This window comes from Kribbella pratensis (genome assembly GCF_004365355.1).
GTDB lineage: Bacteria > Actinomycetota > Actinomycetes > Propionibacteriales > Kribbellaceae > Kribbella.
Map to the genome: position 1 here is coordinate 1,005,716 of NZ_SODP01000002.1, position 21,463 is coordinate 1,027,178.

The window sequence follows — 21,463 nt, forward strand, 5'->3', positions numbered from 1 at the left end:
TCCTTTCCACATGTGATACTGCGGTGGTGTTCGCTGCTCTGGCCAGTTCCTTACTGCTGCTCGTGTCGCCACTGACTGCTCAAGCGGAGGTGGAGGCCACCCCGGTGAAGACGCTGACGTTCAACATCCACCACGGCGCGGGTGTCGACGGGAAGCTCGACCTCGAGCGGGTCGCGAAGACGATCGAGGCCTCCGGTGCGTCGGTCGTCGGCCTGCAGGAGGTCGACAAGTACTTCGACGCGCGCAGCAACTGGGTCGATCAGCCGGCTTGGCTCGCTGCACGGTTGAAGATGAACTACGTGTTCGCCGCCAACCTGGACTGGGATCCGCTGGAGCCGGGCAAGCCCCGTCGTCAGTACGGGACGCTGGTGTTGTCGAAGTACCCGATCGTTGACTCACGCAACAGTCTGCTGCCGCTGCATCCGGGGAGCGAGCAGCGGGGTCTGCTCGAGGCATTGATCGACGTCGGCGGTACGCCGTTGCGCTTCGCCGACACGCACCTGACCACGAAGGACGACGGCGAGCGGATCGAGCAGGTGAACGCGATCGTTGCCCTGCTCAAGGATGCGCCCGAGGCAACGGTGCTGGTCGGCGACTTCAACGCCCTACCGACGTCGGCCGAGGTGAGGACACTGACCACACACTGGACCGACACCTGGCCGGAGAAGGGCTTGGGGCTCGGGCTCACCAGCCCGGTGCCGCTGCCGACCAAGCGGATCGACTACCAGCTGCACAGTGCGCAACTGGCGCCGACCGCGGTGTCTGTCCCGGTCAGCTTCGCCTCCGACCATCTCCCGGTCGCGGCCACCTATTCGTTGAGCTGACCCTCGTAGGCCTCTACGGACCAACTGGCCGCGGTTTTCGTGACCAGCTTGGCGCCCAGGCGTTCGTAGAAGCGGTAGCCGGCTGTGTTTTCCAGGCGCAGACCCCAGCCGATCGGGAGGCGATCCGGCAGCGCGTACCGGGCCAGGCCGAGCATCAACTGGCGACCGACACCGGCGTCGCGGAACTGCTCGCGGACGTAGAGGTCGTCCAGCGCGAGCCGATCGCCGCCGACCCAGAGGTACGGGCGACGCAGCGCGGACACGTAGCCCGCCGCAACCCCGTCTACCTCTGCAAGCAACACAATCACCTCGTCGCGTCCGAGGAACCCTTGCCAATCCTGCAGGCTTGCTGTCACGTACTGCTGCTGATCCTGGTACGCCGCCAGCTCCCCCAGCATCGTCAGCACTGTCTCTGCGTCCGCGACCACCGCGCGGCGGATCTCAATGGACATGAACCCCTCCGGTTGCAGGCTTGAACGCCGGTACGACGATCAGCGCGAGGACAGCCGCGACCGCTGCGGTGACCGCGGCGAACGTGAACCCGCTGGAGAACCCGGTCGACACCGTGCCGGCGAGACTTGCCGCCGCCACACTCGACACGACCGCAACGCCGAGCGATGCGCCGAACTCGTGGAACGTACTCAGGATGCCGGAAGCGAGGCCCGCCTCCCGATGGTCGATCTGCGCGAACGTCGTGGTCGAGGCCGCCACGAATGCGGCGCCGAGTCCTACGGTCCCGACGGTCATCCCGATCACGATCTCGGTAGCACCCTCCCAGATCGCGGGGACAGCGACACCGATCGCGGTGATCGCGAATCCGGCGACGGCGACCGGGCGTGCGCCGACCCGTCCGACGAGTTGGCCGGCCAGATGCGCGCCGACGATCGCGGCGATTGCCACCGGCAAGAACAACAGACCGGTGCGCAAAGCGCCGTACTGCTTGAAGTGCTGTAGGTAGAAGGATCCGAGGAAGAACATCGAGATCATCAGAGCGGTTGCGATCAGCAACATGAAGGTGCCTACGGCAACAGGTCGGCGGGTGAGGATCCGGAGGTCCATCAGCGGCGAGCGGACGGAGCGCTGGACCCAGGCGAAAACGCCGTACAGTACGAGGGCGCCGGCGAGCGTGCCGAGGGTTGCGGCCGAGAGCCAGCCGCGGTCACCGGCGTTGATCAGCGCGTAGATCGCCGTACCTGTGCCTGCTGTGACGAGAAGAGCGCCGGGTACGTCGAGGCGGCCCTGCTCCTCGCTCGGGCGATCCGCGGGGAGCAGACGGAGCAGGAGGATGAACACGATCAGGCCGATGGGCAGGTTGATGTAGAAGACCCACTGCCAGCCGGGGCCCGCGGTGAGCAGGCCGCCGAGCAGTACGCCGATCGCGGCGCCGCCACCGCCCATCGCAGACCAGATGCCCAGCGCCTTGTTGCGTTCGTCGCCGTCGAACGTCTTGGTGACGACGGACAACGCGGCCGGCGAGAGCATCGCGGCGCCGATGCCTTGAGCAACGCGGCCGCCGAGGAGAAGCTCGGGCCCATTGGCCAGGCCGGTGACGAGCGAGGCCAGGGTGAAGACGATCAGGCCGGTCAGTACGACGCGGCGCGAGCCGAACAGGTCGGCGGCGCGGCCGCCCAGCAGCATCAAGCCGCCGAACATCAGCGTGTACGCGCTGACCACCCAGGTGAGGGTCTCGCGGCTGAGCCCGAGATCGGACTGGATGTTCGGGAGCGCGATCGCGACCACCGTCACGTCGAGGATCAGCATGAACTGCGCGACGGCGAGCAGCCCCAGCAGTCGCCACCGCCGCGGGTCGGGTTGATTCATGGGTCATCCTTAAGTCGAACAGCCGTGTACGGGTTAGATCAGTACCGTAACTCGTACACTGGTGTTCAACAAGAGGAATTCGTACAGTGGTGTTCGAGATGAGGAGGCGGTCGATGGCGGTGACCACCCGGCGGGCGGACGCGCAGCGCAACATCGCGGCGATCCTGACCGCGGCGGCCGAGTGCCTGAGCCGCGATCCGGCCGCGAGCACGTCGGAGATCGCGAAGGCGGCCGGGGTCGGACGGGTCACGCTGTACGGCCACTTCCCGTCCCGGGCCGAGCTCGTCGACGCGGTGTTCGTCCAGGCGATCGCGACCGGCGAGGAGACGCTCGGGCAGGTCGATCTGACCGGTGACCCGCGCGAGGCGCTGGCCCGGTTGACCGAGTCGAGCTGGCAGCTGGTCGACCAGTACCGCGCGCTACTGCTCGCGGCTCAGGACGCGCTGCCGCCGGGGCGGGTGCAAGAGCTGCACGCCGACCCGATGGCACGCGTGGAACGTCTACTGGAACGCGGCCGCGCCGAAGGCGTCTTCCGCAGCGACCTGCCAACCTCGTGGCTGGTCAGCGTCATGCACAACGTCATGCACGGCGCTGCAAGCGAACTTCAAGCCGGCCGCATCACGTCCGACCAAGCCGCGCCGTACATCACCGCGACCTTGCTGAGCGCGTTCGCTCCTGCCTGACTACTCCAGCCAGACGGTTTCGAACGTGGGGTTGGCGTGGATGTGGACTGCTTCGTAGCCGCCGGGACCGGTGCGGAACTTGTGCGGGGTGTCGGCGGGAACGACCAGGATCTGGCCGGCCCGGCCGACGATCTCCTCGGTGCCGACCGTGAACGTCGCCGTACCGCGCCGGATGATGAACGTCTCGGCGTACGGATGCTTGTGCAACCGCGGCCCAGCGCCCTCCTTCGTGGTCGACTCGAGAATCAACGAGACCCCAGCCCCACCTGGCAACTGGGTGTAGTTCTCGGTCCACTCCTCCCCGTCGTCCCGCCCGTCGGCCCGGTCGATCACCACGGCCCCCGATTTCGCGATCTCCGTCATGCCACCCTCCTCGCTGGTCCTAGTCACCGTAGCTTCGCGCACGGTCCTTTCACATCCCTTTCGCCGTACGTCGAAGGCCGGCTCCGGCGATGCGGCCGGCCACCGGAGCGAGGCCGGCGACGACGACCGCGAGTACGGCGACGCCACCCAGCGCGACCGGAAGCGACCAGTGCGAGGACACCGCGCCGACTGCCGCCGGGCCGATCAGGAATCCGAGATAGGCGATCGTGGTCACCACCGAGATCGCACCCGCGCGCCGCTCGGGACCGGCCCAAGCGCCGGCCATCCCGATGATCGTCGGCGCGCAGACCGACGTACCAAGACCCGCGACTCCGATACCGGCCAGAGCTGCCCAAGGATGGTTCGCGGTGGCCGCGGCCAGCGAGCCGATGGCGGCGACGACGCCGCCGACGACCAGGAGCTGGACCGGCCGGAACCGCTTCAGGACAGCATTGCCGGCGAACCGGCCCGTGGCGGCTGCAGCGGCGAAGACTGCGGGCGCGATGGATGCCAGGCCGGCCGGGGCGTTCAGCGAGGTATCCAGATGTACGGCGCTCCAGCTCTGCCACGCGTTCTCGACGAGGTAGGCGATCGCGCACAGCACACCGAACATGAGGAGCGCCGGCTCCAGCCCGCTCCTCGGAGTTTCGGCGGCAGCCGGCACGTCCTGTGCGCCGCCCGAGGGGGCGGCCGGTGCGCTGTCCCGTGGCACGAAGACAACGAGCGCGGTGATCACGATCAGAGCGCCCGCCCCGCCCAGCACGGGCAGTGCGCCCACCCCGGCGGCGCGGAGTCCCGCCGTACTGAGGCTTGCGACCACGACGGCGACCGAGAACATGCCGTGCGCGAGGTTCATCACCGGCCGCCCGGACACCGCCTCAGCGTGGGATCCGGTTGCATTGATGGCCACGTCCATCGCACCAGACGTTGCTCCCAGCAACAACAAGGCCGCGCTCAGGGTGACGACCGAGCCCGCCAGTGCGGGCAGTACGCCGCAGATCGCGAACAGCACGGTCACGACCGGCAGCACCACGCCGCCGTACCGATCGATCAGGTAGCCGGTGAACCGCATCGACACCAGGGCACCGAGTCCGATCATCAGCACCGCGACGCCGAGCTCACCGTCGTTCACCCCGGCGCCGGCCCGGACCGCGGGCAGGATCGCGCCCCACGCTCCCCAGAACAACCCGAACACGGCGAACCCGGCGACTGTTTTCCGCACCCGCTCGAGGCTACGCGGCATAGGGTGCAGCGTATGCCGCTGTTTTCGTTCGAAGGTAAGCGTCCGAGTGTGCACCCGGACGCGTGGATCGCGCCGACTGCGACGCTGGTCGGGGATGTGGTCGTGGAGGCGGGGGTTTCGATCTGGTACGGCGTGGTGATCCGCGCCGATCTGGGGACGATCACGATCCGCGCGGGGGCGAACATCCAGGACAACACGGTGATCCACGTCGGCCACAACGGCTGCGAGATCGGGCCGAACGCGACGGTCGGACACCAGTGCCTGGTCCACGACTGCACGATCGGCGAGCAGGCTCTCGTCGGCAACGGCGCGATCGTGCTCGACGGCGCGGTGGTCGGCGAGCGTTCGCTGGTGGCGGCCGGTTCCACGGTCACGCCCGGCGCCGTCATCCCGCCGGAATCGGTCGCGATGGGCAGCCCGGCGAAGAAGATCGTCCCGCTCGAAGGAACCGCGAAACTCTTCGTCGACCACAACGCCGCCGTCTACCACGCCCTCGCCGAACGCCACGCCGCCACCGTCGAGTTGGTGGAGGAGCGATGACCGACGAGTTCGCCAAGGCCTACCTCCACGACGAGCTGCGGTGGGTGCGGGAGTCGCTCCTGTCGACGCTCGACGGACTGCCGGAGTACGACGTACGCCGTCCACTCACGCGGACCGGGACGAACCTGCTCGGCCTGGTCAAGCACCTGGCACTGACCGAGGCTCGGTACTTCGGGGAGATCTTCGGCCGGCCGTATCCGGATCCGATCCCAACCTTCGACGATCCCGGGTTCGCGAACCACGACCACATGTGGGTGCGCGAACACGAGTCCCGCGCCGACGTGATCGCGGCGTACCAGCGCGCGTGCGAGCACGCCGATGCCACCATCCACGCCCTCCCGATCGACGCTCCCGGATTCGTCCCGTGGTGGCCGCGGCCCAACGTCAAACTCCTCAACATCCTGGTGCACGTCGTTGCCGAGACCAACCGCCACACGGGTCACGCCGACATCCTCCGCGAACAACTGGGCGCGCCCACCGGCGCGTCAGACGTCGACTGGGAAGCACACCGAGCCCGGATCGAGAGCGCCGCCCGCGCGGCGAACTAGCTTCTCCAGTGGTAGCGGCGTTCGGGGCGTCCGGTGGTGCCGTAGCGGAGGGTGACCTGGGCTTGGCCTTGGGTGCAGAGGAACTCGAGGTACCGGCGGGCGCTGACGCGGGAGATGCCGACCTTTTCGGCGCATTCGGCGGCCGAGAGGTTGTCGGGGGTGGCGCGGAGGGCGGCGGTGACCAAGTCGGTCGTCTCCTGGCTGAGGCCCTTGGGGAGGCGATTGACCATTGGACGGGCAGGTGCGAGGACGCGGTCGACGTCCGCCTGGGACGTGACCTGATCGGGGACGCTCGCCCGGCGACGCTCGTACTCCTGTAACCGAGCCCGCAGATCCTCGAAACCGAAGGGTTTCAGCAGGTAGTTGACGACCCCCTGGCGTACGGCGCCGCGCACCGCGTCGGCCTCGCGGGCCGCGGTAATGACGAGGATGTCCACGTCAGGCCGTACGGCGCGCAGCCGGGCGATCAGGTCGATGCCGAATACGTCGGGGAGGTAGAGGTCGAGCAGCACCAGATCAGGGCGAAGGTCGGACAACGCCGCGACCGCCTGATCGCCGGAGTTCGCCGTACCGACGACCTCGAAGCCGTCCACGCGGTCCACGAATCCGCGGTGGATGCGGGCGACCATGAAGTCGTCGTCGACGACGAGGACCGTGATCATCGGGCTCCCTCGGGCGTGCGCTGGGCGGACATGCGGGCGACGAACGCCGCGCCGCCGTCGGAATTGTTCATGACCGCGACCTCGCCGCCGCGCCGGCGGCAGATCAGCCGGGTCATCGCGAGACCGATCCCGCGCTCCCCCTCGGCCGCGGCCTTGGTGGTGAAGCCGTGCGCGAACACCTCCTGCGCCAGCTCGGGTGCAACCCCCGGACCTGAGTCGCGGACCACGATCTCCACACTCGTTGCGTCCTGCCGGAGTTCGACCTCGACCCACGCGGGCGACAGCGGCGTACCGGACTGGGCGGCCGCGTCGATCGCGTTGTCGACGAGGTTGCCGACCACGGTCGCCACATCGGCCGAGAGCGCGGGGTCGAGCCGGAGCAGCGTCGTACGTTCGGACACGCGCAGCTCGACGCGGCGTTCGGCCGCGAGCGAGGACTTCGCCATCAGGAGGGCGGCGACCGCGGTGTCGTGAACCCGCCGGGTCACGGTCAGGTCGAGCGATTCACGGTACCGGTTGAGCGCCCCGACGTACGTGACGACCTCGTCGTACTCCCCGATCTGGATCAGGCCCGAGATCGTGTGCAGCTGGTTCGCGAACTCGTGCGTTTGGGCCCGCAGTAACTCGGCGGACGAACGGAACGACCCCAGCTCCCGCTCCAGCTGCGCCAACTCGGTCCGATCACGCAGCGTGGTGACGGAGCCCAGCGACCGCCCGTCCTTCAGCACTTCCATCCGGTTCATCACGAGCACGCGCCCACGTCGTACGACCACCGCGTCGCGCGCCTCGTCCTCGCCGGCGAGTACTTCGCGGAGCCGGCCTTCGATCCCCAGATCGTCGAGGTTGCGGCCGACCGCGTTCGCCGGGAGGTCGAGCAGCCGGCGGCCGACGTCGTTCACCAGCGTGACGCGCAAATGGGGGTCCAAGGCAACGACTCCCTCGGCCAGCCCGTACAGCATCGCCTCCCGGTGCTCGGCGAGACCGGCGATCTCGCGCGGTTCGAGCCCGAGCGTCTGCCGCTTGATCCGGCGCGCCAGCAACCACGAACCGAGCAGCCCGAGCACGCAGGCGATGCCGAGATAGATCGCCAGGTACGACGATGCGCCGCGCAATCGTTGCCAGATCGAGGGAGCCTGCTCGCCGACCATCACGGTGCCGATGTGATCGCCGAGCGTTCCGTCCGGCCGGCCGTTCGAATCCGTGCCCTGACTGAGCACAGGGACCTGCGAGACCAGCTCCTTGCCGTCCCCGAGGCGCAACTCGCCGGACCACCCGCGGCCTTGCGCCACCCAAGGATCACCGAGAGTCAACGAGTTGCCGATCGTGGTGGGGTTCGTGGCCGCGATGATCCGGCCCTGAGCGTCGGCGACCGTGATCGAGGTGACGCCGGACTGCGTCAACGTTGTCTGAAGCAACGGTGCGAGAACCTCCGCCGGTGCGGGGTGGCGGATACCGAACCGCAGCGTCTGGTTCCCGGAGAGCTGCTCGGCCAGTGCGGTCACCCGGCGACCTTCGACGCGGTTGAACGTGGCGGCGGACTGGGCGAGCGAGACCGCGGCGACGGCGACGAGCACAACCACAACGATCGCCAACTGCAGCACGAGCAGCTGCCCGGCCAAGGTCGGACGCCTGACGGCCATATTCACCTCCCATAAGGTCCTGCCGCATGATCACCGCTGCGGCGCTCGAGTGCCACACTTCACCCAGATTCCGCCTGTGACCACAATGAACTCAACCACCGCTGCGGCCACAACGCAGACGGCGTACCCGCTGGAGGTCCACGATCGTCGCCACCTGATCCCCATCGAAAAGGACACCGCCATGAGGCCGATGCTCTGGGTCACCACAGCAGTGCTCGCGCTGGTCGGCGCGAGCGCTTGCGGCGCGACCGCCGACAAATCCGACACCAACGCCGACAGCGGCAAGCCCGCGACCGGGCTGCGGCTGATGGTGCCGAACGCGGCCGGCGGCGGATACGACACCACCGCCCGGGTCGCCGCGAAGGTGATGGAGGACGCGAAGATCGCCACCGGCGTCCAGGTGTTCAACCTGCCGGGCGCCGGCGGCACGGTCGGCCTGCAGCGGACCGTGAACGAGAAGGGCAACGGCAAGCTCGCCATGCAGATGGGGCTCGGCGTGGTCGGCGCGACGTACACGTCGAAGTCGAAGGCCACGCTCACCCAGACCACCCCGATCGCCAAGCTGATCGAGGAGGCCGGCGCGATCGTCGTACCGAAGAACTCGCCGTACAAGACGATCGGCGACCTGGTCACCGCCTGGAAGGCGAACCCGAAGGGGATGGCCGTCGGCGGCGGCTCATCGCCGGGCGGGCCGGACCACCTGCTGCCGATGCAGCTTGCGCAAGCCGTCGGCATCGAGCCGAAAGACGTCAACTTCGTCTCGTACGACGGCGGCGGCGAGCTGCTCCCCGCGCTGCTGGGAAGCAAGATCGCCTTCGGGGCCAGCGGATTCGGGGAGTTCCTGGACCAGGTCCAGAGCGGCCAGGTGCGGGTGCTCGCGGTGACGAGCGAGCAGCCGATCGAGGCGCTGAAGGACGTGCCGACGCTGAAGGGCTCGGGCATCGACCTGGTGTTCACGAACTGGCGTGGCATCGTCGCGCCGCCGGGCATCAGCGACGCGGACAAGCAGGTATGGATCGCCGCGCTGACGAAGATGCACGACTCCGCGGAGTGGAAGTCCGAGCTGGACAAGCACGGCTGGACCGACGCGTTCGTGACCGGTGACGAGTTCGGCAAGTTCCTCACCGACCAGGACAAGGCCGTCGCCGACATCCTGACCAAGCTGGGACTGGCGGCGTGAACGAGGCCGCTGTCAGGCGGCCGGATCGTGCGCAGTACGGAGTGTGCGGGTTCCTGGCGGTCGTCGGCGTCCTGGTGATCGTCGACGCCGCCCGGCTCCAGCACATTGCCAACAGCAACGATCCGATCGGCCCGAAGCCGGTACCGATCGTCCTCGGCGTACTGCTGCTCGTCGTCGCCGTCCTTTACGCCGTCGACGTGGCGCGCGGAGGTACCGGCGAAGCGGAGGAAGGCGAGGACGTCGACGTGACGTCCTCCGTCGACTGGCGCACGGTGCTCACACTGATCGCCGCGTTCGTGGTCAACCTGGCGCTGATCGAGCCGCTGGGCTGGGTGATCAGCGGGACCCTGCTGTTCTGGGGATCGGCGTTCGCGCTCGGCAGCCGGCACCACGTCCGGAACGTGTTCATCGCCGTCGCGCTGGCGCTGATCACGTTCTACGCGTTCGCGATCGGGCTGGGCGTCAACCTGCCGGCCGGCGTACTGCAAGGGATCTTGTGATGGACCTCCTCCAGGGATTTGCAGATGTCCTGACACCCATCAATCTGCTGCTTGCGTTGCTCGGCGTCACCGTCGGTACGGCGGTCGGCGTACTGCCGGGGATCGGGCCGGCGATGACGGTCGCGCTGCTGCTGCCGATCACCTACGGACTCGAGCCGGTGCAGGCGTTCATCATGTTCGCCGGGATCTTCTACGGCGGCATGTACGGCGGCTCGACGACGTCGATCCTGTTGAACACGCCAGGCGAGTCGTCATCGGTGGTGACGGCAATCGAAGGCAACAAGATGGCGCGCGCCGGACGGGCCGCACAGGCGTTGGCGACCGCGGCGATCGGGTCGTTCGTGGCCGGAACGATCGGAACGCTCCTGCTCGTGCTGGTGGCGCCGCAGGTGGTGAAGTTCGCGATCAGCCTGGGCGCGCCGGACTACCTGGCCATCATGCTGCTCGCGTTCGCCGGTGCGACCTCGGTGCTCGGATCGTCCCGGATCCGTGGATTTGCGGCTTTGCTGCTCGGATTGGTGATCGGGCTGGTCGGGATCGACAAGGTGACCGGCCAGCAGCGGCTCACGTTCGGCGTACCGCAGCTTGCCGACGGCATCGATGTCGTAGTGGTTGCCGTTGGCATCTTCGCGGTCGGCGAGGCGCTCTGGGTCGCGGCCCACCTGCGGCGGAACCCGGGCACCGTGATTCCGGTCGGCCGGCCGTGGATGGGCAAGTCGGACTGGCGTCGTTCGTGGAAGCCATGGCTGCGCGGGACGGCGTACGGCTTCCCGATCGGTGCGCTGCCGGCCGGCGGTGCGGAGATCCCGACGTTCCTGTCGTATGCGACCGAGAAGAAGCTGTCCAAGCATCCGGAGGAATTCGGGCACGGCGCGATCGAGGGCGTCGCCGGGCCGGAAGCCGCGAACAACGCGTCGGCGGCCGGGACGCTCGTGCCGATGCTCGCGCTCGGTCTGCCGACGAACGCGACCGCGGCGGTGATGCTGGCCGCGTTCACGTCGTACGGCATCCAGCCCGGGCCGCTGCTGTTCCAGCGCGAGCCGAGGCTGGTGTGGGCGCTGATCGCCAGCCTGTTCATCGGCAACCTGATGCTGCTGCTCCTCAACCTGCCGCTGGCGCCGGCCTGGGCGAAGCTCCTGCAGATCCCGAGGCCGTATCTGTACGCCGGGATCATCTTCTTCGCCTCGATGGGTGCGTACGCCGTGAACGCGCAGCCGCTCGACCTGTTGCTGCTTCTGCTGCTCGGGCTGCTCGGTTTCGGGATGCGCCGGTTCGGTCTGCCGGTGCTGCCGCTGATCATCGGCGTGATCCTCGGCCCGATCGCCGAACGGCAGGCGCGGATGGCACTGCAGCTGTCCAACGGCGACGTCTCCGGGCTGATCGGCGGACCGGTCGCGTACGTCATCTACGCGGCGATCCTGTTGATGATCGCCTGGCCGCTGCTCGCCAGACTCCGCCGCAAAATCATGACGAAAGATGTCGTATATTCCGGCGGACAGTAGTCGTATGACGGATTTGCAGCGTGCATGGCTGGGTGTGGTCTCCGCGGACCACACCCAGTGCGCGGTCGAAGGCGGTTTCATCCAGCTCAACCACGGCAAGCGGTACGGCGTCGCGCGGCTGCGCGAGGGCGACGGCTTCGTGATCTATTCGCCGACCGAACGGTACGGCGAGAAGCAGCCGCTCCGCGCGTTCACCGCGCTAGGCGTAGTCGCCGACGCCGCGCCGTACCAGGCAGAGCCGATGAACATGGGCGCCCACGGCATCGTCCAGCCATGGCGCCGGCGGATCGAGTTCCTACCCGTGCAGCGAGCGGATCTCCGAGCTGTCGAGCTGGACCTGACCAGGCAGCCGAACTGGGGCTACCAACTCCGCCGCGGGCTCGTCCCACTCGAGCCGGAAGACTTCGAGGCCTTGCGGTCAGCCATGTCAATCTCGTGAGCTCGCGTCCGACGGGGCTGGCGCCTGGGTAGCGAGTGGTACGAAGACCTGGTCGACGATCTCGGTCAGGACCTCGGGGGAGACTGCGGTCGCGCCGTTGAGGGCGTACTCGTTGCGGAGCAGGTCGACGGCGACGGTGGCGACGCGTGGAGTGAGGGCTTGTTGGCCGACTTCGCCGCGGCTCGCGGCGCGGGCCAGGACGGTCAGCCAGTGCGAGACGCCGGCGCGGGCGACCTGGTCGCGGAGTTCGCGCATCCGCTCGGGGTCGGACTGGATGTCGGCCAGGAGCTGGCGCAGGATGCGACCGACCGGGGACGACATGCGGTCGTTGGCACGGGTGAGCAGCGCGAGCGCATCACCGCGGAGCGAGCCGGTGTCGGGCGTCGAGTCCGGACCGCTCGGGAGCATGTGACGGTACGCCGCGATGCACAGCGCGGCCCGGCTCGGCCAGCGACGGTAGATCACGTTCTTGGCGGTGCCGGCGCGGGCGGCGACACCGTCCATCGTCAGCTCGCGGTACCCGACCTCGGTCAGCTCCTCGACCGCGGCCTGCAGGATCGCCTCCTCCAGCGCGGCACCCCGCCGACGTGTCGTCACGACACTCAGGGTATCCCATGACAATCGGCCTAATCCGGCTGGATCTGCGGCTCTTAAGCTACTAGCAGTATCTTAAGAGAAGGGTTCACCTCATGCGTAAGGTCCTCGCCGGTCTGCTCTGGGACATCGGTCTCCCGCTCGTCGTCTACTACGCCGGCCGCATCCTCGGGTACGACGTACTCCCCGCCCTTGCCGCCGGTGCCGGCGCCGCGCTGCTGCGGGTCGCTGTCATCGCCGTCGTACAGCGCAAGTTGAACGCGCTCTCGGCCTTTGTCGGCGGGACGTTCGCCCTGCTGCTCGTCGTCTCGTTGCTGACCGGGGATCCGCGGATCCTGCTCGCAAAGGAGTCGGTGCTGTCGGGCACGGCCGGGCTGTTGCTGCTGGGTTCATGTCTGCACGGCCGACCGCTCGTCTACGCGATCGCCCGCAAAGCCAACGCCAACAAGCCGGAACTCCTCGCAGAGTGGGACGACCGCTGGCACACCCAGCCGCCGTTCCGCAAACACTTCACCACCCTGACCGCAGTCTTCGGCGGAGTACTCCTCGCAGACGCAATCATCCGACTGGTCCTCGTCTACACCCTCCCCGTCAACACAATGGCCAACCTGTCCCCACTCATGCACGTCGCCGCCCTCGGAACCCTCACCACCTGGTCCCTCTGGTACCGCAACCACCGCCACCGCGCGATGCAGCCGAGCTAGTCGGTCAACCTGTGCGCATCACGAGCAATCGCCTCGAATTCCTCCGGTGAGAGAATCAGGGAGGTCTCGAGCGTCCAGAAACGCTGGCCGCCGTGATGGAGTTTGATGTGGACGATCAGGTGGTCCGGTCCTAGCGCCGGTCGAGGTCCACGGATGACCTCGAGCCGGAGTGGGTTGCCCCGTCCCCACGCCATGGACCAGTTGTCCATGTCGTGCCAGTGCGCGGCGACCTGGTCGAGGAACTGCACCAGGCCGCCGTACTCATCGAATAAGTCGAGCCTGACCTTGGCGGTCACGTCGCGGCCACGGAGTTCGGCGTCCAGATAGCGGCGCCTGTGCCTGGGCACGAACTCCGGTGCGCCGTCCGGCGGCTGGCGTACGGCGGTCAGCCGGAGGTAATCAGGTGGCTTTCCGATCGTGATGAACTGCATGTGGCCAGTGTCGCGCTATAGGTTCGGTTCATGGCGGCCGTGGGTGATGAGGTTTCGGTGGGGGTTGCTCGGCGGATTGCTCTGGGGGCGCAGGGGTTTGGGGGCGGGCGGCCGAAGCGGGGGGATGTGCGGGCGGTGCGGAAGGCGATCGGGTGGGCCGGTGTGCTGCAGCTGGATTCGGTGAATGTGCTGACTCGGTCGCATTACCTGCCGGTGTTCGCGCGGGTGGGGAACTATCCGCGGGCGACCCTCGACAAGCTGGCGTGGGGCAAGGACCGCGAGTTGTTCGAGTACTTCTGGGGGCACAAGGCGGCGCTCATCCCGCTCACGGCGTACCCGTTGATGCGGTGGCGGATGCGGGCGGCGGAGCGACAGGTGTGGGACGAAGAGCTGAGCCCGGACGTGACCGCGCCATGGTCGGTCGTGGCGGGGATGCGGCGGCTGACCGCGGAGCGGCCCGGGTACGTCGACGAGGTACTGCGGATGATCACCGAGAAGGGCCCGTTGACCGCGGGCGAGGCAAGCCCGGACGGCGTACGCCGGAAGCGCACCGACCCGGATCCGGACCCGGGCACCGGGCGGATGTGGAACTGGCAGGACGCGAAGATCGCGATCGAGTACCTGTTCTGCACGGGCCAGGTGACGATCGCCGGCCGTCGGCACTTCGAGCGGATCTACGACCTGACCGAACGCGTCCTACCCGCCGAGGTACTCGCCGCCCCCGAGCCCACGGCCGCCGAGGGCCGCCGCGAGCTGGTCCGGATCGCGGCCCGCGGCCTCGGAATCGCCACCGCAAAAGAACTCTGCGGCAACTCCGGCCAGGCCCACTTTCCATTGCCCACAGCAACCGCCCGCGAGGTGATCGGCGAGCTGATCGACGCCGGCGAACTGATCCCCGTCCGCGTCGAAGGCGTCACCCGACAGAGCTACCGCTGGCACGAGGCCAAGGACCGCCCCATCGACGCCCAAGCGCTCCTCTCCCCCTTCGACCCCCTGATCTGGAACCGCGACCGCACCCACCTCCTGTTCGACTTCTTCTACCGCATCAGCATCTACACCCCAGCCCCACAACGGATCCACGGGTACTACGTCCTGCCGTTCCTCCTGGGCGATCAGCTCGTGGCCCGTGTCGACCTCAAGGCAGACCGCCAGACGTCCACGCTCGTCGTCCCCACCCTGACCGCCGAGCCCGACGCACCCGACTTCATCGAACCCTTGGCGGACGAACTCCACCTGATGGCCGACTGGCTGTCGCTCGACCACGTCCACGTCCGAGCCGACGGACGGCTCGCTGCTCAGTTGACCGATCGGATCCGCGTGACGAGTACGCCGGCCAGGACCGTGACCGCGGACGCCAAAAGGTAGAGCACCGGGTAGCCGCCCAGGTGTTTGACGATCGGGGCCGCGATCGCGGGTGCGAGGACCTGTGGGAGCGAGTTCGCGATGTTGATGACACCGAGGTCCTTCGCCCGGTCCTGGGCGCTCGGCAGCACCTGCGTGAGCAAGGCGAAGTCGACGGCAAGATAGACGCCGAACCCCATGCCGAGGATGATCGCGCCGAGGATCGCGCCCGCCCAGGTCGGCCAGACCGCGAGAACGACGCCCGCGACGGCCATCACCCAGCCGGAGGCGGTGACGAAGACCTTGCGGCGTTCGGAGCGGTCCGACCAGCGACCGCACGTGATCGCGGTCGTCAGCACGCACACGCTGTAGATCGCGGTCAGGATCAGTACGGCGGTGTCCGGATCGTCGACGCCGACCTTGTCCTGCAAGTAGTAGAACAGGTACAGCGTGCCGAGCGCATTGCCCACGTTGAACAGGAATCGGGTCAGCCAGGCCCAGCCGAAGTCCGGGTACCGTCGCGGGCTGATCCAGAACCCGCGAAGGAAATCGCGCAGTACGAACGTCGGACGCTCCACCAACTGGACGTCATGACTGCGCAGCACATAGGGCACGACCGACAACAACAGGAACGCCGCACACGCGGCATACCCGAGCGCGTAGCTGTCGAAGGCTGCGGCAAGCGCAGTACCGACCAGTGCACCCAAGACCTGCGAGATCGCCACCCAGCCGCCGACGCCGCCGCGCTGGAGGACCGGGACGCGATCCGGTACGACGGCCGTTGCCGCGGCGAGCAGCGCGTTGCCGAACAGTTGCATCAAGCACCAACCGAGCAGCATCAACGCGATCAGGTGGGCGCCGGCCAGGATCCCCAGCCCGACCGCACCGCCGACCGCGCCGGCCACCACCCAAGGCACCCGCCGGCCGAAGCGTGAGGTGGTTCGGTCGGAGATCGCGCCGAACGCCGGGTTCGCGAACACCGACACCGCCGCGCCGACCCCGGTCACCAGCCCGAACACGAACTCTTTGTTGCCCGGAGCAACCGACTCCGACTGCTTCGCGAGCAGCACCTGGATCGGACCGAGCCAGGCCGCGAACACCCCGACGTTCGCGAGGACGACGGCCGCCGTCCACCCCGGCCGCACCCGGACGGTCGGCTCCGCCAGCGCGGACGGCACCACCCCCGGCTCGGGAATCATTTCCGGCCCGGTGCCTGACGACTCTGAGCGATCAGCTCGCGCATCCAGTGGTACGACGCCTTCGGCGTACGTTCCTGTGTCTCGAAGTCCACATGCACCAGGCCGAACCGTTGCGAGTACCCGGCGGCCCACTCGAAGTTGTCCATCAGCGACCACTGGAAGTACCCGCGGACGTCGATGCCGTCGTCCATCGCCGCGCGGAGCGATCGCAGATACCCGTCCAGGTAGGAGATCCGTCGCTGATCGTCCACAACCCCGTCGACGGGCTCGTCGTTGATCGCGCAGCCGTTCTCGGTGATGTAGATCGGCGGCAGCCGGTCGCCGTACCGCTCCTTGAAGATCCGCAGGATCTCGCCGAACGCGTCCGGCACCACCGGCCAGCCGAAGTCCGTGGTCGGATAACCGGTCAGTGTCCGCGGCTCGAACGGCAGCCCCGGCGGCAACAGCACCCCATCCGTCGCCGCGGTGTCGGCCTGACCGGTGGCAGCGCCGACCGAGACCGGCGCGTAGTGGTTGATGCCGAAGAAGTCGAGCGGCGTCGAGATGACCGCCAGGTCGTCGGCGACCGGGCCAGGCATCGCGTCACCCATGCCGTTCGGGTACTCGCCGAGCAGGATCGGGTCGGCGAACAGCCAGTTGATCAGGTTGTCGTACAGCGCGGCCGCTTCCTTGTCCTCGGCACTGTCACTCGCAGGCCAGGTCGGCGCATGGTTGCTGGCGATACCGATCTGAGTAGCACCGGCCGCACGCAGCGCCTGTACTGCGCGGCCGTGCGCGAGCAGCTGATGATGCGCGACCGGGAGAGCGTCGAACAACAGCTCCTTCCCGGGCGCATGAGCGCCGAGCGAGTACCCCATCAGCGTGAGCACCATCGGCTCGTTGATCGTGATCCACAGCGGCACCCGATCCGCGAACCGAGCGCCCAGAATCCCGGCGTACTCCGCGAAGCGGTCGGTGATGTCGCGGGACAACCAGCCGCCGCCGTCCTCGAGCGCCTGCGGGGTGTCCCAGTGATACAGCGTCGGCGCCGGCTGGATCCCGGCGCCGAGCAAGGTGTCGATCAGCCGGTCGTAGAAATCCAATCCGGCCGCCACGGCCGGCCCGCGACCCGACGGCTGGATGCGCGGCCAGGAGAACGAGAACCGGTAGGTGTCCACCCCGAGCTCCCGCATCAGCGCGACGTCCTCGGCGTACCGGTGGTAGTGGTCGCACGCGACTGCCCCGGTGTCGCCGTTCAGGATCTTGCCGGGCTCGGTGCAGAACGTGTCCCAGGTGGAGGGGCCGCGGCCGCCCTCGGCCACAGCACCCTCGATCTGGTACGCCGACGTCGAGACCCCCCAGCGGAATCCGGGCGGAAACACAAGCTCAGCTGTCATTCGCATCATCCTCGTCAGGCTGGGTGTCCTGCGGCCGCGGCGGCTCGACCTTGTGCACGATCACGGCCGTGCCGTACGCCGCGACCTCGCTCATCGTCTGGGCGATCTCGTTGCAGTCGAACCGCATCGCGAGGATCGCGTTCGCGCCCATCTGCTGCGCCATCTGGCACATCCGCATCACCGCGACGTGCCGCGACTCGGCCAGCATCTGGGTGTACTCCGGCACCTCGCCACCGCCCAGCGAACGGAAGCTCGCGGTGAAGTTCGACCCGAAGTCGCGGCTCCGCACGGTCAGCCCGAACACCTCGCCGAACACCTTGTCCGCGGTGTACCCGGGCAGGTCGTTCATCGTCGAGACCAGCACCGGGTACGGCGAACCCTGCGGCGCGACATGCGGCGCACTCTGCTGGGCCGGCTGGTAGTTGCCCGGCGCCTGGCCGTACCCGGGCTGCTGCCCGTACCCCTGCGGCGGCGGCCCCTGCTGGTAGCCCGGAGGCGGCCCCTGGTACCCCGGAGGCGGCCCCTGGTACCCCGGAGGAGGGCCCTGCTGGTCGCCGGGCTGCGGCGGGAACGGCTGGTTCGGAGGAAAGTTCTGGTTCATGCCCTCATCCTGACAGGCCTCGGGGCATCACCATCTGAACACTTGGAACTCGTACAGCGAATACCCGTAAGAGGTCGCGCGCTGCGTACCGGTGACACGGACATATCTCGCCTGGACCGGCACGAAACGCACCACGTCCTCGCCTCCGTCACCGGTCGTCGTCGCATACACCTGTTGCCACGTCGCCCCGTCCCGGGAGACCTCGACCTTGTACGACTTCCCGTACGCCGCCTCCCAGTCGAGCACCACCCGGCGTACCGTCTGCTCGTTGCCGAGGTCAACCTTCAGCCATTGCGGATCCGACCAGTCGCTCGCCCACCGGGTGTCCGACTTCCCGTCGACGGCCTGCGCCGGCGGCGAGTTGTACCACCCGGTCTCGTAACTGCTCGCCGTCGCGGTCTTCCCGACCGCCAGGTTGGTGACGTCGTCGCCGCGCCGAGCCGGGAACTCGACGACCTGCTGGTACGTCGGCCGGTTGACCCACGCGATCCGGTCCTGGGTGATGCCACCCATCGGCTGATGCACGATCTGGTCCGCGCACAACTGGTCGCCCGCGGCACAGTCCGCTGTCGCCGGGTAGGTCGTCGCGGCCGGCACCTTGGTTGCCGCCAGCAATGTTTCCGTCAGAGTCGCGCGGCAGGCGGCCAGGGATCCGCTACCGCAGTACGTCACCGGCTGAGCTGCCTTCACCGGGTCACCGAGAACCTTGCGCAGGTCCCGCTGGACGAAGCCCCACCAGCCGCTCTGGAACGACGAACCCTGGGCGCTGGGGCGCTCGTCGATCTTGAGATTTGCGACCAGTGCGCCGTACAGATCCGGTCCGAGGTCCTTGAACTCGGCGGGGACGAGCAGCGGCCACCAGGCATCGAGGATGCGGATGGCGTCGGCGTTGTCGTAGGTCTTCGACGACGCGTTGGGTGTCTTGCGGTGGGCGCCGGCCTGTTGCCAGGCGGTCAGCTTGGCGACGGCGTCGGCGACCGCCGGGTCGGTGATCGGTGCGGACTTCAGGACTCTGAGCAGATACGGCAGGACCTGGTCGCCACGCAGGTCGACCGTGGCCGCGTCCTCCATGGCTTCGACCAGCTTGGCGCGGGTGAACTTCTGTCCGTTGTTGATGACCGCCTTGATCCGGTCGTCGAGCGGCTGGCTGCGGTAGACCGCGTTGTAACCCCATTGCCCGTCCGAAGCGGAGTACCCGGGCGCTTGTTTGTTGTTCCAGCTGGTCAGGTAGTCCTGGTTCACCACCTGCGGATGCTGCGCCGCCGGCGTGTAGGTCGCGCGATTCGTGTCCGGGTTCCAGCCCTGCCACTCGTACGAACTCCAGGTCGGGAGGTTCGGGTCGGCGCCGGCCGCGCGGACCGGGTTGTCGCCGGAGTTGAAGTACGCGATCGAATCCTTGTCGGTGTAGAACCAGTTGAACGTATACCCGATGTTCGCGGCCGCCCTCTGGAAGTCGGCGGCCGAATGGATCCGGTCGGGGTCGTTGAACTGCATGAACCCGAGCGCCGACCCGGCCTCGTTCCCGTACGTCGATCGGTTCTTGGTGAACAGCACCGGCTTGCCACCAACCGTCCCGCGGTGCGTGACGATGCCGTATTTGGTGCGCAGGGCAACCAATGTGTACGACCCCGCGGGTTCGGACGATCCGAGGCTGGCGTACCACGCGTTGTGCCGTTCGAGCCGCTCGATCGGAACACATTGCCCGCGGAACTCGTAGTACTGCGAGTTCTTCGTCGGTGTCCCGCCGTTCGGTTCGCACAGCGGTACAGCGAACGTGTCAGTGATGTCCTGCCCTGCGGACGTCGCGCTCCACGAGTAGTCGGGGCCGCGGCCGATGAGCGTGTAGAAGTTGAGGCCGGCGAACGCGATGCCACGCGAGCTGACGCCCGGGCCTTGCAGCTCTTGGCGCATCAGCAACTGTGGCGCGAAGTACCCGGTCTGCGGACCGTAGACAGCGATCGGGTTGCCGCTCTGCGTGTGTGCACCGGAGACCACCAGCGCGTTCGACATCCCCTTCTTGCCGAAGCCTTCCGGGAACAGGCCGGCGTCGAAGATCCCCTTCAACGAGTCCGAGCCCTTCGGTGCCGGTTTCGCGGCCGCCGTCTTGTTGGCGGTCTGGTCGATGACCTCGGGCTCTGCGGTGACCGAGCCGCGGTCCGGCATCGCGCGGCCGGCAGGGTTCGGACCGGTCGTGCCGTACGGGAACGAGGTGCCGTTGTGCACCGTCGTACTGGCCTCGGGATCGTTCTGCGAGCGGAAGGACTCCCACACTTTGGTGCCCTGGGCAACGCCGTACTTCACTTGTGCCTCAAGCAATGCGAGCGCGGACGTGACCTCCGCGCCGCCGCCGGTGCCGAAGATGCCTGCGACAACGGCGGCGGTGGCGACGACATCCGTCACCTTCCAGTGCGGGGTGGGCCACTGCAGACCGAGGGCGACGTACTCACCGGGATACGCGATGCCGACCGTGTCGATGTAGTGGTTCACGCCGTCGACCCAGGCCTGGATGTCCTGCTGCATCTTCACGCCGTCGGCGCCGTACAGGTCGTCGGCGTCGTCGAACTCCCGCTGGAGATCAGCCTCGGTGTACGGCGCGGTGCGCCAGAACTCCTGCTCGAACTCGCGGTTCGCCGCTGCACCGCCCGCGAACGGCGTCAGCTGGCCGCGGCCGAGGTGGCGGAACACGTCCATCACGAACAGCCGGTCCTGCGCCCCGGCGTACCCGGCGCCGAACATCGTGCCGAGCCGCGTGGTGCCGGTGATGTGCGGGATGCCGCGCGACCTGTCCCGCACGATCGTGACGTCGCTGCGCGGATGGATCGTGCTCCCGACGTCGTCCGGTTTCACGCCGAACGACGAGTCGTCGTAGTACGGCGCGAGGCCGTCGTCGGTGATGCCTTGCGAGTTCCAGACCAGGTCCTGGTAGGGCTTGACCGTGTCGCTGAAGTGCGCCGGCCTGACGCCCAATGCCTTGAAAGCAAGGAGATCCGTGAAGGTCGCGTTGCCGTTCTGACCCGGCGGAAGGATGTCACGACATTGCTCGAGGCAATAATCTGCCGGGGTCGCGGCAACGGCCTGCCGGGTTGCCTGGGTCGGTGCCGGCAGCGCCGCCAGGACGGCGGTTACAGCGGCGGCGGCGATCGTGATGCGAAGGCGGGTTCGGAGTGCGGGGCGGGGCACGGTTCCCTCCTCAGGTCGGTGAAAGTGAGAATGACTCACCAGTAGCATCAGGTCAAGAACTCACGTCCAGACTCTCGCCAATTGCTGTCTGT

General features: G+C 68.0%; 22 protein-coding genes. 10 read left to right on the forward strand and 12 right to left on the reverse strand.

All coding sequences use genetic code 11. From position 1 onward, the window contains the following. The first annotated feature begins 26 nt into the window (after nt 1–26). On the forward strand, nt 27–824 hold the full coding sequence (locus EV653_RS21470) for an endonuclease/exonuclease/phosphatase family protein (protein WP_238159939.1): 798 nt from the start codon (nt 27–29) through the stop codon (nt 822–824). On the opposite strand, the gene EV653_RS21475 is transcribed toward EV653_RS21470, so the two are convergent. Both EV653_RS21475 and EV653_RS21480 read right to left on the reverse strand, forming a co-directional pair. Then, nucleotides 809–1,276 carry a GNAT family N-acetyltransferase gene (locus EV653_RS21475; RefSeq protein ID WP_134105509.1) on the reverse strand — a complete coding sequence of 156 codons (468 nt, stop codon included), beginning with the start codon at nt 1,274–1,276 and terminating at the stop codon, nt 809–811. The genes EV653_RS21470 and EV653_RS21475 overlap by 16 nt on opposite strands. Further along, nucleotides 1,266–2,645, reverse strand: a complete 1,380-nt coding sequence (locus tag EV653_RS21480; RefSeq protein ID WP_134105510.1) for an MFS transporter — start codon at nt 2,643–2,645, stop codon at nt 1,266–1,268. The genes EV653_RS21475 and EV653_RS21480 overlap by 11 nt, the downstream gene beginning before the upstream one ends. A gap of 113 nt (nt 2,646–2,758) precedes the next feature. On the opposite strand from EV653_RS21480, the gene EV653_RS21485 reads away from it, so the two are divergent. Then, the gene (locus EV653_RS21485) at nt 2,759–3,328 is read left to right on the forward strand and encodes a TetR/AcrR family transcriptional regulator (RefSeq protein WP_134105511.1); all 570 of its coding nucleotides are present in this window, start codon (nt 2,759–2,761) and stop codon (nt 3,326–3,328) included. On the opposite strand, the gene EV653_RS21490 is transcribed toward EV653_RS21485, so the two are convergent. Both EV653_RS21490 and EV653_RS21495 read right to left on the reverse strand, forming a co-directional pair. Continuing rightward, nucleotides 3,329–3,691: a cupin domain-containing protein gene (locus EV653_RS21490; RefSeq protein ID WP_134105512.1), complete on the reverse strand. Its 363-nt coding sequence runs from the start codon at nt 3,689–3,691 to the stop codon at nt 3,329–3,331. It abuts the gene before it with no gap. Nucleotides 3,692–3,740: 49 nt separating this feature from the next. Continuing rightward, on the reverse strand, nt 3,741–4,934 hold the full coding sequence (locus EV653_RS21495; protein WP_134105513.1) for an MFS transporter: 1,194 nt from the start codon (nt 4,932–4,934) through the stop codon (nt 3,741–3,743). Nucleotides 4,935–4,946: 12 nt separating this feature from the next. Between EV653_RS21495 and EV653_RS21500 the strand changes: the two genes are divergently transcribed. Further along, the gene (locus EV653_RS21500; RefSeq protein WP_134105514.1) at nt 4,947–5,474 is read left to right on the forward strand and encodes a gamma carbonic anhydrase family protein; all 528 of its coding nucleotides are present in this window, start codon (nt 4,947–4,949) and stop codon (nt 5,472–5,474) included. Beyond that, complete coding sequence (locus EV653_RS21505) at nt 5,471–6,022, forward strand: DinB family protein (protein ID WP_134105515.1); 552 nt, start codon at nt 5,471–5,473, stop codon at nt 6,020–6,022. The genes EV653_RS21500 and EV653_RS21505 overlap by 4 nt, the downstream gene beginning before the upstream one ends. Here the strand turns inward: EV653_RS21505 and EV653_RS21510 are convergent. Both EV653_RS21510 and EV653_RS21515 read right to left on the reverse strand, forming a co-directional pair. Beyond that, the gene (locus EV653_RS21510; protein WP_134105516.1) at nt 6,019–6,684 is read right to left on the reverse strand and encodes a response regulator; all 666 of its coding nucleotides are present in this window, start codon (nt 6,682–6,684) and stop codon (nt 6,019–6,021) included. The two genes, EV653_RS21505 and EV653_RS21510, sit on opposite strands and share 4 nt — an antisense overlap. Beyond that, on the reverse strand, nt 6,681–8,324 hold the full coding sequence (locus EV653_RS21515) for a sensor histidine kinase (RefSeq protein ID WP_134105517.1): 1,644 nt from the start codon (nt 8,322–8,324) through the stop codon (nt 6,681–6,683). Before EV653_RS21515 ends, EV653_RS21510 begins: the two co-directional genes overlap by 4 nt. Before the next feature lie 181 nt (nt 8,325–8,505). Here EV653_RS21515 and EV653_RS21520 point away from each other — a divergent pair, with 181 nt between their 5' ends. Genes EV653_RS21520 through EV653_RS21535 form a run of 4 tightly spaced genes read left to right on the forward strand, consistent with a single transcriptional unit; the run spans nt 8,506 to nt 11,945 of the window. Beyond that, complete coding sequence (locus EV653_RS21520; RefSeq protein WP_134105518.1) at nt 8,506–9,504, forward strand: Bug family tripartite tricarboxylate transporter substrate binding protein; 999 nt, start codon at nt 8,506–8,508, stop codon at nt 9,502–9,504. Next, nucleotides 9,501–10,004, forward strand: coding sequence for a tripartite tricarboxylate transporter TctB family protein (locus tag EV653_RS21525; protein WP_134105519.1), 504 nt, complete (start codon nt 9,501–9,503; stop codon nt 10,002–10,004). The genes EV653_RS21520 and EV653_RS21525 overlap by 4 nt, the downstream gene beginning before the upstream one ends. Next, on the forward strand, nt 10,004–11,506 hold the full coding sequence (locus EV653_RS21530) for a tripartite tricarboxylate transporter permease (RefSeq protein ID WP_134105520.1): 1,503 nt from the start codon (nt 10,004–10,006) through the stop codon (nt 11,504–11,506). Before EV653_RS21525 ends, EV653_RS21530 begins: the two co-directional genes overlap by 1 nt. Before the next feature lie 4 nt (nt 11,507–11,510). Beyond that, entirely contained in the window at nt 11,511–11,945 is a 435-nt protein-coding gene (locus EV653_RS21535) for an EVE domain-containing protein (protein ID WP_134105521.1), read from the forward strand. Here the strand turns inward: EV653_RS21535 and EV653_RS21540 are convergent. Continuing rightward, nucleotides 11,934–12,542: a TetR/AcrR family transcriptional regulator gene (locus EV653_RS21540; protein ID WP_238159940.1), complete on the reverse strand. Its 609-nt coding sequence runs from the start codon at nt 12,540–12,542 to the stop codon at nt 11,934–11,936. The genes EV653_RS21535 and EV653_RS21540 overlap by 12 nt on opposite strands. Before the next feature lie 92 nt (nt 12,543–12,634). Here EV653_RS21540 and EV653_RS21545 point away from each other — a divergent pair, with 92 nt between their 5' ends. Continuing rightward, entirely contained in the window at nt 12,635–13,243 is a 609-nt protein-coding gene (locus EV653_RS21545; RefSeq protein ID WP_134105522.1) for a VC0807 family protein, read from the forward strand. Here the strand turns inward: EV653_RS21545 and EV653_RS21550 are convergent. Then, nucleotides 13,240–13,674, reverse strand: a complete 435-nt coding sequence (locus EV653_RS21550) for a hypothetical protein (protein ID WP_134105523.1) — start codon at nt 13,672–13,674, stop codon at nt 13,240–13,242. The genes EV653_RS21545 and EV653_RS21550 overlap by 4 nt on opposite strands. 135 nt (nt 13,675–13,809) lie before the next feature. On the opposite strand from EV653_RS21550, the gene EV653_RS21555 reads away from it, so the two are divergent. Then, nucleotides 13,810–15,039 (forward strand): winged helix-turn-helix domain-containing protein, encoded by a 1,230-nt coding sequence (locus tag EV653_RS21555; RefSeq protein WP_238159941.1) that lies wholly within the window; start codon nt 13,810–13,812, stop codon nt 15,037–15,039. On the opposite strand, the gene EV653_RS21560 is transcribed toward EV653_RS21555, so the two are convergent. From EV653_RS21560 to EV653_RS21575, 4 genes are read right to left on the reverse strand one after another with little or no spacing between them, the layout of a single operon-like run. Further along, nucleotides 14,970–16,214 carry an MFS transporter gene (locus EV653_RS21560; RefSeq protein WP_134105525.1) on the reverse strand — a complete coding sequence of 415 codons (1,245 nt, stop codon included), beginning with the start codon at nt 16,212–16,214 and terminating at the stop codon, nt 14,970–14,972. The genes EV653_RS21555 and EV653_RS21560 overlap by 70 nt on opposite strands. After that, nucleotides 16,211–17,590 carry a GH1 family beta-glucosidase gene (locus tag EV653_RS21565; protein WP_134105526.1) on the reverse strand — a complete coding sequence of 460 codons (1,380 nt, stop codon included), beginning with the start codon at nt 17,588–17,590 and terminating at the stop codon, nt 16,211–16,213. Before EV653_RS21565 ends, EV653_RS21560 begins: the two co-directional genes overlap by 4 nt. Beyond that, a complete protein-coding gene (locus EV653_RS21570) occupies nt 17,580–18,191 on the reverse strand; it encodes a YbjQ family protein (protein ID WP_134105527.1) in 612 nt (203 codons plus the stop codon). The genes EV653_RS21565 and EV653_RS21570 overlap by 11 nt, the downstream gene beginning before the upstream one ends. Nucleotides 18,192–18,218: 27 nt before the next feature. After that, nucleotides 18,219–21,371 carry a penicillin acylase family protein gene (locus EV653_RS21575; RefSeq protein ID WP_134105528.1) on the reverse strand — a complete coding sequence of 1,051 codons (3,153 nt, stop codon included), beginning with the start codon at nt 21,369–21,371 and terminating at the stop codon, nt 18,219–18,221. Between the last annotated feature and the right edge of the window lie 92 nt (nt 21,372–21,463).

Coding starts and splice junctions, on each gene's coding strand:
- EV653_RS21475 (WP_134105509.1), bottom strand. CDS start 1,276: ATGTCCATTGAGATCCGCCGCGCGGTGGTCGCGGACGCAGAGACAGTG.
- EV653_RS21480 (WP_134105510.1), bottom strand. CDS start 2,645: ATGAATCAACCCGACCCGCGGCGGTGGCGACTGCTGGGGCTGCTCGCC.
- EV653_RS21485 (WP_134105511.1), top strand. CDS start 2,759: ATGGCGGTGACCACCCGGCGGGCGGACGCGCAGCGCAACATCGCGGCG.
- EV653_RS21490 (WP_134105512.1), bottom strand. CDS start 3,691: ATGACGGAGATCGCGAAATCGGGGGCCGTGGTGATCGACCGGGCCGAC.
- EV653_RS21495 (WP_134105513.1), bottom strand. CDS start 4,934: ATGCCGCGTAGCCTCGAGCGGGTGCGGAAAACAGTCGCCGGGTTCGCC.
- EV653_RS21500 (WP_134105514.1), top strand. CDS start 4,947: ATGCCGCTGTTTTCGTTCGAAGGTAAGCGTCCGAGTGTGCACCCGGAC.
- EV653_RS21505 (WP_134105515.1), top strand. CDS start 5,471: ATGACCGACGAGTTCGCCAAGGCCTACCTCCACGACGAGCTGCGGTGG.
- EV653_RS21510 (WP_134105516.1), bottom strand. CDS start 6,684: ATGATCACGGTCCTCGTCGTCGACGACGACTTCATGGTCGCCCGCATC.
- EV653_RS21515 (WP_134105517.1), bottom strand. CDS start 8,324: ATGGCCGTCAGGCGTCCGACCTTGGCCGGGCAGCTGCTCGTGCTGCAG.
- EV653_RS21520 (WP_134105518.1), top strand. CDS start 8,506: ATGAGGCCGATGCTCTGGGTCACCACAGCAGTGCTCGCGCTGGTCGGC.
- EV653_RS21530 (WP_134105520.1), top strand. CDS start 10,004: ATGGACCTCCTCCAGGGATTTGCAGATGTCCTGACACCCATCAATCTG.
- EV653_RS21535 (WP_134105521.1), top strand. CDS start 11,511: ATGACGGATTTGCAGCGTGCATGGCTGGGTGTGGTCTCCGCGGACCAC.
- EV653_RS21545 (WP_134105522.1), top strand. CDS start 12,635: ATGCGTAAGGTCCTCGCCGGTCTGCTCTGGGACATCGGTCTCCCGCTC.
- EV653_RS21550 (WP_134105523.1), bottom strand. CDS start 13,674: ATGCAGTTCATCACGATCGGAAAGCCACCTGATTACCTCCGGCTGACC.
- EV653_RS21560 (WP_134105525.1), bottom strand. CDS start 16,214: ATGATTCCCGAGCCGGGGGTGGTGCCGTCCGCGCTGGCGGAGCCGACC.
- EV653_RS21565 (WP_134105526.1), bottom strand. CDS start 17,590: ATGACAGCTGAGCTTGTGTTTCCGCCCGGATTCCGCTGGGGGGTCTCG.
- EV653_RS21570 (WP_134105527.1), bottom strand. CDS start 18,191: ATGAACCAGAACTTTCCTCCGAACCAGCCGTTCCCGCCGCAGCCCGGC.